General features: G+C 42.0%; 13 protein-coding genes. 4 read left to right on the plus strand and 9 right to left on the minus strand.

Going from position 1 to position 12,720, the window contains the following annotated elements:
• Positions 1-4: 4 nt before the first annotated feature.
• The 9 genes from hisA to HDC92_RS15400 form a co-directional block, all read right to left on the minus strand.
• Positions 5-754 carry a 1-(5-phosphoribosyl)-5-[(5-phosphoribosylamino)methylideneamino]imidazole-4-carboxamide isomerase gene (gene hisA / locus HDC92_RS15360; protein ID WP_015809000.1) on the minus strand — a complete coding sequence of 250 codons (750 nt, stop codon included), beginning with the start codon at positions 752-754 and terminating at the stop codon, positions 5-7.
• Position 755: 1 nt separating this feature from the next.
• Positions 756-1,349 (minus strand): imidazole glycerol phosphate synthase subunit HisH, encoded by a 594-nt coding sequence (gene hisH, locus HDC92_RS15365; RefSeq protein WP_183875763.1) that lies wholly within the window; start codon positions 1,347-1,349, stop codon positions 756-758.
• Positions 1,349-2,482 carry a bifunctional histidinol-phosphatase/imidazoleglycerol-phosphate dehydratase HisB gene (gene hisB / locus HDC92_RS15370; RefSeq protein WP_183875765.1) on the minus strand — a complete coding sequence of 378 codons (1,134 nt, stop codon included), beginning with the start codon at positions 2,480-2,482 and terminating at the stop codon, positions 1,349-1,351. The genes hisH and hisB overlap by 1 nt, the downstream gene beginning before the upstream one ends.
• A gap of 16 nt (positions 2,483-2,498) precedes the next feature.
• Positions 2,499-3,566, minus strand: coding sequence for a histidinol-phosphate transaminase (gene hisC / locus HDC92_RS15375; protein ID WP_015808997.1), 1,068 nt, complete (start codon positions 3,564-3,566; stop codon positions 2,499-2,501).
• Positions 3,567-3,577: 11 nt separating this feature from the next.
• On the minus strand, positions 3,578-4,870 hold the full coding sequence (hisD, locus tag HDC92_RS15380) for a histidinol dehydrogenase (protein ID WP_183875767.1): 1,293 nt from the start codon (positions 4,868-4,870) through the stop codon (positions 3,578-3,580).
• Between the two features lie 119 nt (positions 4,871-4,989).
• The gene (gene hisG / locus HDC92_RS15385; RefSeq protein WP_015808995.1) at positions 4,990-5,841 is read right to left on the minus strand and encodes an ATP phosphoribosyltransferase; all 852 of its coding nucleotides are present in this window, start codon (positions 5,839-5,841) and stop codon (positions 4,990-4,992) included.
• A gap of 228 nt (positions 5,842-6,069) precedes the next feature.
• A complete protein-coding gene (locus tag HDC92_RS15390; protein WP_015808994.1) occupies positions 6,070-6,294 on the minus strand; it encodes a hypothetical protein in 225 nt (74 codons plus the stop codon).
• A gap of 5 nt (positions 6,295-6,299) precedes the next feature.
• The gene (locus tag HDC92_RS15395) at positions 6,300-6,731 is read right to left on the minus strand and encodes a GNAT family N-acetyltransferase (RefSeq protein WP_255484546.1); all 432 of its coding nucleotides are present in this window, start codon (positions 6,729-6,731) and stop codon (positions 6,300-6,302) included.
• Between the two features lie 68 nt (positions 6,732-6,799).
• Entirely contained in the window at positions 6,800-6,985 is a 186-nt protein-coding gene (locus HDC92_RS15400; protein ID WP_015808992.1) for a hypothetical protein, read from the minus strand.
• A 164-nt stretch (positions 6,986-7,149) separates the two neighbouring features.
• Here HDC92_RS15400 and HDC92_RS15405 point away from each other — a divergent pair, with 164 nt between their 5' ends.
• The 4 genes from HDC92_RS15405 to HDC92_RS15420 are packed head-to-tail and all read left to right on the plus strand — an operon-like array spanning position 7,150 to position 12,716.
• Entirely contained in the window at positions 7,150-8,727 is a 1,578-nt protein-coding gene (locus HDC92_RS15405; RefSeq protein WP_255484547.1) for a L,D-transpeptidase family protein, read from the plus strand.
• Positions 8,728-8,747: 20 nt separating this feature from the next.
• A complete protein-coding gene (locus tag HDC92_RS15410; RefSeq protein WP_183875770.1) occupies positions 8,748-10,796 on the plus strand; it encodes a BatA domain-containing protein in 2,049 nt (682 codons plus the stop codon).
• On the plus strand, positions 10,793-12,052 hold the full coding sequence (locus HDC92_RS15415; protein ID WP_183875772.1) for a dihydroorotase: 1,260 nt from the start codon (positions 10,793-10,795) through the stop codon (positions 12,050-12,052). The genes HDC92_RS15410 and HDC92_RS15415 overlap by 4 nt, the downstream gene beginning before the upstream one ends.
• Complete coding sequence (locus HDC92_RS15420) at positions 12,045-12,716, plus strand: hypothetical protein (RefSeq protein ID WP_015808988.1); 672 nt, start codon at positions 12,045-12,047, stop codon at positions 12,714-12,716. Before HDC92_RS15415 ends, HDC92_RS15420 begins: the two co-directional genes overlap by 8 nt.
• Positions 12,717-12,720 lie beyond the last annotated feature (4 nt).

A 12,720-nucleotide genomic window follows, 5' to 3' on the forward strand; every position in this document is an offset into this window, starting at 1 on the left:
CAGCTTACAGGGAAGTCATTTGTTTTAAATTCCACTCCTTGATCTGGTCTATGGTAATTCTGTTCTCGTAAATAGCCTTTCCAACCACTACCGAACGGATGTCATATTTGTCGAGTTCTTCAATATCCTTCATAGAGCTTACACCACCGGAAGCAATCAGTTTAATGAAAGGAGAGTGTTCCAATAGTTTTTTATAGAGTTCTACCGCTGCTCCGCCAAGTTTGCCATCTTTGTTGATATCGGTACACAGGAACCTGAAAAAGCCCAATTGCAGGCATTTGTCAACATAGTCCATCAGTTTAATTGGCGAGCTTTCCATCCATCCCGAGTATTTGATGACCTCGTCCAATACATCAATGGCGATTACAATGCGATTGGCATAGTCGTATTTTTTGCCTACTTCCTTGCTCAGCTCCTGTAAAAAATCAGGATTGGTGATCGCCTGTGTGCCAACAATTACACGGTGGATACCGGCATCCAGCAAATCCGTTACCTGTTTAATGGTTCGGATTCCACCGCCATACTGTACCCGCATATCGGTTTTTTTGATCACTTCAAATAAGGCTTTCTGGTTGCTGAAATCTCCTTTAGCACCATTTAAATCAATGATATGTATAAACTCTGTACCATTAGACCGGTAGGTCTCTATCATTTCAGCGATGGAAACATCGTATACTGTTTTCTGGTTATAATCGCCTTCTGTTAAGCGGACTACCTTTCCATCTAAAATATCAATTGCAGGAATAATGTACATTTTACTGTTTTAAGTTTGAAAAATTCTTTAATAAACGCTCCCCGGCGGCACCAGATTTCTCCGGATGAAATTGCACGCCATAGAAATTATCTTTTTGCACAGCTGCAGAAAAGGGTATTCCGTAATTTGCAGTCGCGATGTCAAAAGTAGCGTTATATTCAATAAAGTACGAATGCACAAAGTAAAATTGTGTCCCTTCTTCAACACCTTCAAAGAGCAAATTGTTTTTCGGACTGATGTTGTTCCAGCCCATATGCGGAATCTTAATCCCTTGATTCTTATCAAATAACCTCGTTTTTACCGGCACAATGTCCATTAAAACAGCATCACCTTCTTCAGAATGCTCGGTTAACAATTGCATACCCACGCAAATACCCAGTACAGGCTTTTTTAAAGCCTTTATAGGTGCAACCAGTCCAGTTTGCTCCAGTTTTTTCATGGCAGTACCCGCGTGCCCGACCCCAGGGATAATGATATGGGTATATTTATCCAGATCGGCCTCGGTGTTTACCATACCATAGGGCAGGGCCAGCCGGTCTAATGCTGAAGTTAACGAAAAGATGTTACCGGCGCCATAATTTACAATTCCAATCATTACAATAACCCTTTGGTACTTGGTAAGACTAATTTATCCGGGTCGCGTTTAATTGCGACTTTAATCGCCTTGGCAAAGGCTTTAAATATAGCTTCAATTTTATGATGTTCATTATCTCCTTCTGCTTTGATGTTCAGGTTGCATCTGGCCGCATCGCTAAAGGATTTAAAGAAATGATAAAACATTTCTGTAGGCATATCGCCTACCTTTTCCCGCTTAAATTCTGCATCCCATACTATCCAGGCACGGCCACCAAAATCAATGGCTGCCTGTGCCAGGCAATCATCCATGGGCAAACAAAAGCCATAGCGTTCCAGCCCAAGTTTGTTGCCAATGGCTTTTGCGAAAGCCTCCCCTAAGGCAATGCCCGTATCCTCAATGGTATGGTGCTCGTCAATATGCAGGTCGCCATCGGTTTTAATGCGTAGGTCAATGCTGCCGTGACGGGCAATCTGGTCCAGCATGTGGTCAAAAAAATTCAGTCCGGTACGGATCTCTGCCTTTCCGGTACCATCCAGGTCAATGTCAATGCTGATCTTCGTTTCATTGGTATTGCGCTCATGATGTACGGTCCGGCTGCCTGCCCTTAAAAAGGTGTAAATATCTACCCAGTCCTGTGTTTGCAGAGCGATGATGTTCTCCAGCGTGTCCGCTTTTTCCAATACTTCATTGGCACCAAGCAGGTCGTTGTTGCGCAGCCAGATGGCCTTTGCACCCAGGTTTTTAGCCAGAATCACATCATTGATGCGGTCGCCTATCACAAATGAATTCGCCAGATCATAGCCCTCTGCTAAAAAATGTTGCAGTAAACCTGTATTTGGCTTGCGTGTAGGCGCATTTTCATGGGCAAAGGTTTTGTCGATGATCACCTCGTTAAAAATGACACCTTCATTTTCAAAGGTTTTCATAATGAAGTTGTGCACCGGCCAGAAGTTTTCTTCAGGATGCGAAGCTGTGCCCAATCCATCCTGGTTGGTTACCATCACCAGGTCGTAATCCAGCTCTTTTGCTATCTTCGATAAATAATAGAGCGATCTGGGATAAAACTCCAGTTTGGCAAAAGAGTCGATCTGTTCATCTTCCGGTTCGGTGATCAGGGTGCCGTCCCTGTCTATAAATAATACTTTCTTCATATTTGGAAAGGACTGGTTAAAGCGTTTTAAGCGTTTCTAACAATATTTTATTTTCTTCTACAGTTCCGATCGTAATCCGAAGGCAACCTTCACAGAGCGTAACCTTAGAGCGATCCCTGATGATGATTCCATGTTCTACCAATGAATTGTAGGTATTCAACGCGTCATCTACTTCAATTAGTATGAAATTTGCGTCCGAAGGATATACTTTTTTGACCATGGGCAGTGCGGCCAAGGCATTCCCCAGACTTTCCCTTTCTGCAACGGTTACCTTTATCCATTCGTTTACCTGCTCAATGTTTTTCAGTGCATCCAGGGCAATGTCTTGCGTGGCCTGGTTGATGTTATATGGCGGTTTCACTTTGTTCAACACATCAATCACCGGGCGGGAAGCAAAGGCCATTCCTAAACGCAGTGCAGCCAGTCCCCATGCTTTAGAGAAAGTTTGCAGCACCACCAGGTTAGGGTATTCGGTCAGCTCTTTGATAAAAGTGCGCTGTTTGGCATAATTGATATAGGCCTCATCAATCACAACCAGTCCATTAAAATTGGCCAGTACGGTTTCAATATCGGTACGGACGATCGAATTTCCGGTAGGGTTATTTGGCGAACAAATGAAAATCAGCTTGGTATGTTCATCAATGGCCTCGGCAATGCCATCCAGGTCCAGCTGAAAGCTGGGTAACAGGTTCACTTTGCGTATCGCCACATTGTTGATACCTGCCGAAACCTCATACATGCCATAGGTTGGCGGAAGGATGACCACATTGTCCTGTCCAGGTTCGCAAAAAGCCCTGAACAAGAGGTCTATAGCTTCATCACTACCATTACCTAAAAAAGTGTTTTCAATAGGCACCCCTTTAATCTTGCTGATGGCCTCTTTCAGGTCCAGCTGCAGCGGATCAGGATAGCGGTTATAGTCTTTCGTTAAGGCTGTTTCCGGAGAACGTGGAGAGCGTGGAGAGCCATAACTGTTCTCATTGGCATCCAGAAATATGCTGGCCTGCCCTTTATATTCGTCCCTGGCGGTAGAGTAGGGGCGAAGGTTTCTGATGTTTTCTCTTTGTAATTTATTAATATCCATGTCAATTAATATTAATCTAATGATTTTAAACGAATGCTCACTGCATTTTTGTGGGCATCCAGCCCCTCAGCAGCAGCAAGTACTTCAACGGTATTTCCTATATGCCGCAAACCCTGCGGCGTAATGTGCTGGAAAGTGATCTTCTTCATAAATGAATCCATCGATACCCCCGAATAGGCCCTGGCATAACCACTGGTAGGCAGGGTATGGTTGGTTCCCGAAGCGTAATCCCCGGCACTTTCAGGCGTTAAATTTCCTAAAAATACTGATCCGGCATTGCTGATCAGCGGGATCAGCCGCTCACAGTTATCGGTAGCAAGGATAAGGTGTTCCGGTGCATATACATTACTGAATTTCATGCCCTCTTCCAGGTCATTCACCAGCACGGCATAGGAGTTTTCGATGGCTTTTGTCGCAAACGCTGCCCTGGGAAGTACTTGCAGTTGCAGCGCCAGTTGCTCCATTGTTTCATCTATGATTTTACTTGAGGTGGCAACCAAAATAGTCTGAGAATCAATGCCGTGTTCTGCCTGAGCTAAAAGATCAGAAGCAATGTATGACGGAATGGCAGTCTCATCAGCAAGCACCAAAACCTCCGATGGGCCTGCAGGCATGTCTATTGCAATCATGGTATTTCCCTGTATCAGTTGCTTGGCCTGGGTCACATACCTGTTGCCGGGTCCAAATACCTTGTCTACCTTGGGCACGCTTGCTGTTCCGTAAGCCATTGCCGCTACAGCCTGCGCCCCACCCACCAGGTAAATCCTTTCTATACCCAGTAACGTGGCTACATAGGCCAGGTAACAATTGGTTTTGCCATCTTTCTGAGGTGGAGAACAAACCACGATTTCTTTACAGCCTGCCAGTACTGCCGGGATACCCAGCATCAGGAAAGTACTTGGTAAAACTGCAGTTCCACCAGGGATATACAGGCCAACCCGTTCAATAGCCCTGGTTTCGCGCCAGCAGGTTACGCCGGGCATGGTTTCTACTTTATCTTCCTGCAGCAGTTGTGAAGCGTGGAAGGTTTTGATGTTTTGGTAAGCGGTATCAATGGCAGCTTTAGCCTCAGCAGGAATAGTAGCCGCAATGGTCATGATCTCCTGCTGATCAATAAAAAGCTCTTCAAGCCGGATCTGGTCAAAAGAAAGTGCATAATCAAACAAGGCCTTATCGCCCTCCATCTTTACCCTTTCCACGATGGATTTTACCCTTTCCTGTATGTTTACATCGTCTTCCAGTTGTCGCAAACAGATTTCTTCAACTTCTTGTTTAGTTAAATCTTTATAACTGTAGATTTTCATCGCGTTCTTATATCTTTAGTTTTGATGAAGCTCAAATAAATTTGGGTTTCAATGTTTTATGATTTAGTATTAACTAATAGTTAATGGTAAAACAGACATTTTTTTGTTAAAACTATGGCCTAGGCGATGATTTTTTCAATTGGCATCACTACAATTCCTTCGGCCCCGGCAGCTTTCAGACTATTGATCTTTTCCCAGAAATCATATTCTGCAATTACCGAGTGTACGGCTACCCAGTCTTCATCAAACAGTGGAACAACAGTCGGGCTCTTAACACCTGGCAGCAGGTCCACTACTTTTTTGAGGTTAGACCTGGCTACGTTAAGTACCACATATTTGGTCTCTTTAGCGCGCAGTACCGAACGGATCCTTTGCAGCAGCTCCTGCACTTCGGGCAGCAGGTCCGACCCTGCTTTACCGATCAGAACGGCTTCAGATTTCATCACCTCCGAGAAAGGTTTCAGCCCATTGCTTTTCAATGTTCCGCCAGTTGAAACAATATCACAGATGGCATCGCTCAGGCCCAGACCAGGACCAATTTCAACGGAACCAGAAATGGTGCGGACTTCCGCATCAACGTTATTGTCTTTCAGGTATTTTTCCAGGATCACTGGGTAGGAGGTAGCGATGGCTTTGCCACTTAACTGGGCAATCCCTGTAATGTTGCTTTCGTTAGGGATGGCAATTTTTAGGGTACATTTACCAAAGCCCAATTTTTGCAGGTAAGTTACTTCGGCACCGGCTTCAACAATTACGTTTTCACCAACAATACCAAGGTCGGCAATGCCATCCTGTACATATTCAGGAATATCATCATCTCTCAGAAAAAGAATTTCCAAAGGGAAATTAGTAACTGTTGATATAAGGGAGCTTTTGTAGTTTTCGAATGATAAACCACAATTTTTAAGAATTTCTACTGATTTTTCGTTTAATCTACCCGATTTCTGGATAGCTATTTTTAGAGTTTTCAATTTGCTTTTAGAATTATTGATTGAACAAGAAAATAAGGTCGGAAACAAGTTTTGAAGTACAAAACATTACATATACATCGCCAATTGGCGATGGTGCAAATGTAAGTGATGGTTCAAAATTAAGTTCATAATCTTATTAAAGTCCTTTTATCAATAATGGCTAGCATCTTGATGAGGTTGCAAAGATATAAATAGAATCTGTAAAATGGTATAAATTTCCCAATATTTTTAATTTACATCACCATTATACGGCAGGGTCTTCACAAAACAAAGTTTTGCTTTTTTTTCAATCCATTTTAAAGTAATGTAACCTTGGTCATGTAAATGTTGTAAAATATCCAGGGCTTCTTTTTCTTTCATCCCCATAGCCCGCATAAATTCTTCGGTAATAAAAGAGTCCTTATCCTTTATAAATCTCCAAACCCTGGTGTTTATTTTAATTGATTCTGTCATAATTTTCAGTTGTAATATAATTTTTTACTAAAGTACTTTGGTGATTCCTGGTAACCCTGACGCTCATAAAATTTATGCGCAGCAACCCTTCTGGCACTACTGTGCAACTGCATGCGGTCACAATTTCTAGACCTTGCCAATACTTCAGCATACGCTTCCATTGTTTTTCCTATTCCCTTACTTCTTACAGTTGCATCAACAGCAAAATAACTGATCATGGCAAAATCACCAGCCAAGGCTATCTGTGGTATAAAATGGATGGATATAAAAGCTACAACTTTATTGTTTAATTCATATACCAGCAACTCATGATCTGTATGGCTAAGCATTTTAGCTAGCTTATCGGCTACAAAAGTACCTGCAGTAGGATAGTCCAGCTGTTCCAGTAGATTTTTGATCATTACCGCATCTTCCACTTTTGCCTTTCTTATGGCCATATTCATTTTAATTCTTTGCCTTGCAATTTAAGAAGAAGCCTGGAAATATGAAATACAATTTTATGGCCCTAATATCGCTGCTTTTCCAGCTCAACTTTAAGCTCGTCTTTTAGATTTTTAGCTTTTTCCATCCATTCAGGTGCCTTATCACGGATGTCATCGGCTATAGAACGTCCATTAATGTCCTTTTTGGTTACATATTTAATGATGCCGTATACTGCGGCACCAATTAATGCTGTTTTAAATAATCCCATTGTTTGTTTTTTATTTTTTAGCTAAACACATGAAATGAAAAATAGTTTGCCCAAAACCGGAGTAATGTTGTTAAGAGGAAAGAACAGTCATTTTTATTGGCACTTCTTTTGTTCAGCCTCTTCTATCATAAATTAAATTAAGCTAATTGTACCATACTGCTATTTTGAAGAAATCCCTATTCCTGATTATTCCTGTTTGTTTAATGTTGCATGCCTGCAGCTGGTTTAAAGATACCCCTGAGATAGGGCTTAAACTTGCAGAACATTTCGACAATAAGCTCTATAAGCAATTTGATACAGTTGAGTACAATGTCATCTTTAACAGACATCTTGATTCACTGGGAAGTAATTTCTCCAATCCAAAGTTGATTAGAGCCTATTACAAGAGTATCCACAGCGAACCCGGACTGGTAACTAAATATTTTGTTAACGGTGCGTTGGATACACTTAAGAATTATATCAGCAGAAGTGAACAGCATGGTTTTAATCCGGAAGTGTTCGGGTATAAGAAACTTAAGGCACTACTGGAGCAACTTTCGGCCAATAAATTTAAATCCATTTCAGAAGTTTATCCTGTGGTGGCCGATCTTGAGCTGAACGCTGCCGAAAGCCTGATCAGATATAACAATATCATTTATTATGGGGCATTAAACCCCCGTAAATTGTTGTCAAGGTATTATGTGCCTGTTAAAAGACCCGACAGTGCAAGTATGACTGCAGTACTGGCAACCGGCAACCTGGAAAAACTATTGCGTGACATTCAGCCAGCTTCTGAGCAGTACAAGGTGCTTCAGCACGCCATGCTCAGTTATGCTCAAAAAGGAGAAAAGGATACACAGGCCTTTAAAACAGTAATGGTAAATATGGAAAGATTGAGGTGGAAATTGCCCGATCTTGGCGAAGAACATGTTGAAGTGAACATTCCTGATTTTACCTTAACCTGGTTTAGCGGACAGGATACACTGAGCCATATGAAGGTTTGTGTTGGTGGAGCCCGTGAAAAAGATTACGCAGAAAAAATAAAGTTGTACCTGAAATCAGGAAATCTTGATGATAAGCCTAAAAATCATGAAACACCAATTTTATACAGTAAACTTAATTCCATTCAGGTAAACCCGATATGGAATATCCCTGTGAGCATTGCCAGAAGTGAAATTTACTGGCAGGCCATCAGAGATCCTTATTATTTATCCAATAACAACATTAAGGTTTATTATAAGGGACAACTGGTTACCGATCCGGATACGATACAGTGGAACAAATATCCAAGGGAAAAATTACCTTTCCAGTTTAAGCAAGGTTCTGGCGAAGGCAATGCCCTGGGTAAGTTTAAATTCATATTTGATAATGGATCTAGTATTTACCTGCACGATACCAATAATAAAAGTGCCTTTGCGCGTAACAACAGGGCCATTAGCCATGGCTGTGTGAGGGTAGAAAAACCATTGGAATTTGCCGAAATGCTGGTTAAGGATAAGTATCAGTACGATCAGTTGAGGATGGAAGTGAACCTGCCACCTGTTGATACAACAAAAATGGAATTATATCGGAAAAAACTGGCTAAAAAAGCAGATACTCTAAATATTTTTCAGTTAAAGCCCAAATGGTTTGGCACGAAAAAACCTGTACCGTTGATCATCAATTACATTACGGCCTGGTCGCAAAACGGGACCATACAATTCAGACCTGATGTTTATGGTCTGGATGAAACTTTGTATGCAGCTATGAAGAAATTCATGTAAATTGCTAACTTTGTTTTTTAATGAATTTCCTATATCCAGGTTTTCTTTTTGCCCTGCTGGCAATAGCTGTTCCTATTGTCATTCACTTGTTCAATTTCAGGAAATTTAAAAAGCTCTATTTTAGTAATGTACAGTTCCTGAGGGCAGTGCAGGAACAAAATTCCTCAAAAGAGAAACTGAAACACCTGTTGGTTTTATGCAGCAGGGTGTTGGCGGTTGTTTTCCTGGTATTGGCCTTTGCCAGACCTTTTATACCTTCCCCGGGCGAAAAAACTCAAATTGCAGGCCCTAATCTGGTCAGCATTTATATCGACAATTCTTACAGCATGGAAACCCTGAATAAAGAAGGTAACCTGCTGGAAGAAGCAAAACGTAAAGCAAAAGAGCTAGCGGGAGCTTATGGGATGACGGACCAGTTTAAGCTGCTGACCAATGATTTTGAGGGACGGCACCAGCGGCCTGTAAACCGGGAAGAATTGATAAGTATGCTGGACGATATCAAAATATCCGCAACCGGAAGATCGCTGCAGCAGATGATCAACAGGTTACAAACAGATGTTTTGGCCAACAGAAATGAAGTGGCTTATTTGTTGTCAGATTTTCAAAAGGGCTTTGTAGGCATACAGCGTATACAAACCAATCCTGCACTGAGTTTTTCTTTCATAAAATTAAATGCCAATAGCCTGCCCAATATTTCCGTAGATAGTGTATGGAGCCTGTCGCCTGTTCATTTGCCCAATCAGGCCGAACAGTTCGTTGTGCAGCTGCACAATTATGGAGATGAGGATGCAGCAGATATACCTGTAAAACTGCGCATCAATAACCAGCAAAAGGCCATCAGCAGTGTTAAAATAGCAGCTGGCAAGACTTTAAAAGATACACTCTCATTTAGTGGAATAGGGCCAGGATGGCAAAAAGGGGTGCTGAGTATTAAAGATTTTCCGCTAACCTTTGATGACGAGCTGAATTTTACGTTTAAGGTAACAGCTGAGCTGAAGATACTGAGTATTAACGGTGACCTGGCTGAAAGGGCTATTAAGTCGGTTTTTGCTACCGATGCTTATTTCAAACTTACAGAGATGCCAGAGTCTAACATCAGGTACTCTGCTTTTCCGGAGTATAGCCTGATTGTACTGAATGGTTTAAAAGAGCCCTCATCAGGTTTGGCACAGCAGCTAAAGCTCTATGTCCAGAATGGAGGCTCATTGCTCATATTTCCTGATCTCGAAGCCAGTGCTGCTGTATATAATCCTTTCCTTACTGGTTTATCTTTACCCGCAATTCAGCAACTAAATACGGGCCCTGCAATTGCAAGTACTATTGAGTCGGAAAATTCACTGTTTAAAGATGTATTTGATGATATTCCGGCAAACATAGACCTTCCCCAGGTAAATCGTTATTTTAGTTTTGCAGACCAGAGTTCCAGCAATAAAGAGCATATATTGAAGCTGCCATTGAATAAATTTCTGATAGCAAAGTATAATGTAGGAGCAGGCAAAGTGTTTTTAGCTGCCAGTTCTTTAAGCAGTAAAGATGGTAATCTGGCCAGACACCCGGTATTTGTGCCTTTGATGTTTAAGATAGCCTTTTCAGGTAGCAGGGAGCAGCCCTTTTATTATACCGTAGGGAAAAGTGAAGTGCTGCAGAATGACAAAATAAACCTGGCTGCCAACCAGTCGCTCAAATTGGTTTCAGCTCAGTCTGAGGTGATCCCCGAGATCAGGCAGACACCTGGAAAAACATTGTTGTTTGTGGCCGACCAGATAAAAAAATCTGGATTTTATAATTTACAACAGGCAGATACTGTTTTGTCTGTTGTGGCTTTTAACGACAACAGATCGGAATCGGATATGCATTATGCCACTGAAAATGAATTGAAAGCTTTATTTAGCAAACAGGATATTGCCTTTTACAATTCAAAAAAAGATACGCTATCTATGCACATCGCTTTAAAAAATAACCCTACTGAGTTATGGAAACTTTGCCTAATTTTGGCTGTTGTTTTCCTAGCTACTGAAATATTATTGATCAGATTTTTTAATCCTATAAAAAATACACAAACAACATGAATCTTCTCATCTCAGGCGTAACCATTGTCGATCCCAACAGTAAGTTTAATCAGCAGATAGCTGATGTGCGTTTAGAACAAGGCAGGATTACTGCAATTGGCAGTAAACTGACCGTAAAAGGTGAAGAGGTAATTGATGGAAAAGGGTGTATCCTTTCCCCGGGCTTTTTTGACCTGAATTGTGCGATAGGCGATCCGGGATTTGAAACCAGAGAGGATATTGCCACAGGAACCGAAACAGCAAAGGCAGGAGGCTTTACGGGGCTGGCTGTTTTACCGCAAACTAAACCCGTGATACACTCGAAAGCCGAAGTAGCTTATATTGTGAACAAAGCGAAAAATAACCTGGTAGATATATTTCCGATAGGAGCTGTAAGCCATGACCTTGAAGGAAAGGAACTGGCCGAACTGTATGATATGAAGCTGGCAGGAGCTGTTGCATTTTCTGATGGGAGCAGGCCAATAACGGACGATGGCTTTATGAGCCGCGCCTTGCAGTATGCCAAGGGCTTTGATGGCCTGCTGATGGTATATCCTGAAAACAAGTCGATAGCTGGTAAATCGCAGATCAATGAGAGCAGGAACAGCGTATTGCTGGGGATGAAAGGCTTACCAGCGTTGGCCGAAGAAATGCACATCAGCAGGGATATATTTTTGGCAGGCTACCATGATGCTCCGGTACACATCAGTAACATATCTACTGCCGGATCGGTACTGTTGGTCAGAAAGGCTAAAAAAGAGGGGCTGAAAATAACCTGTGACGTAGCTGCGCACCAATTGGTATTTACCGAGGAGCTGCTGGGCGATTTTGACAGCAATTATAAGGTGAAACCGCCTTTGCGCGGAAAAGCGGATGTAAAGGCTTTGCTTGCGGGCTTAAAGGATGGTACTATTGATGCGGTAAGCTCGCAACACCGTCCGTATGAAATTGAATTTAAAAATGTGGAATTTGAGATTGCTGCTTATGGTATCATCGCTTTGCAAACAGTACTGCCACTGTTATTGAAAGCCGGACTGGATGCCGTGCAGATAGCGGCTAAATTAGCAGTAAACCCCCGTAAACTACTTGGGCTTGCTGTGCCCGTGATTGAGGAAGGTGCAGCCGCCAATTTTACTTTGTACAATCCTGCTGAAGAATGGCTGTACAATGCTGATAGTAATTTTTCCAAATCGGCAAATTCACCACTGATGAATAAGAAATTAACCGGTAAAGTAAAACTGGTATACAATAACAAACAATTACAAGTGTATGGATAATCATGTAAAAACAGCGCTGATCGCGTCGTTGGATAAGTTTGGTGCTGCTGCCGGAAAAGATCCGATACAGCTGGAAGAACGCCTGATAGAGGTGTTCAGTAAAGACCTTGGCTTTTTGCAAAAGGTAGAAGAGTTTGATGGAGCCTTTGATGAGCATCCTGCATTTGAAGAACTTAGAGAGGTATTCTTTGATCTGCTGATGATCAATTTCTTTGCCAGCGATGTAAAGAAACTGGAAGAAGATTACCTGGATTCAGAAGAGTGGGCAGATATAGAAGAGGAAACGATAGACAGGGGCACAGAATTGCTCAACCTGCTGCTGTATATCAATGAGTGCCACGATGAAAAAATTACGCCGGAGCTGGATGATTTTCTGAAAGAATTTTTATTGGTGGAAGAAGATGAGTTTCAGGACGAATTCCATATTTATGAAGACCTGATCAGCAATCAGCAGCTGGTAGAGAGCAGTGTGGAAGATATATGCAGTCATGCCGGTATGATAGAGCTGGCTGAAGAGATGGAAGAACTGTTTGTACCTTTTATGGTTTTCTTTCATCAGCCAAGGGCGAATGACAGGATTATCAAGGATCTGGAAACGTACAGTGCAAACAAGGAATTTGATGTAGCTGTGTATACGCTGATTGCAGCATTTAATGTGAATTAAATAC

The organism is Pedobacter sp. AK017 (genome assembly GCF_014200825.1).
GTDB classification, from domain to species: domain Bacteria; phylum Bacteroidota; class Bacteroidia; order Sphingobacteriales; family Sphingobacteriaceae; genus Pedobacter; species Pedobacter heparinus.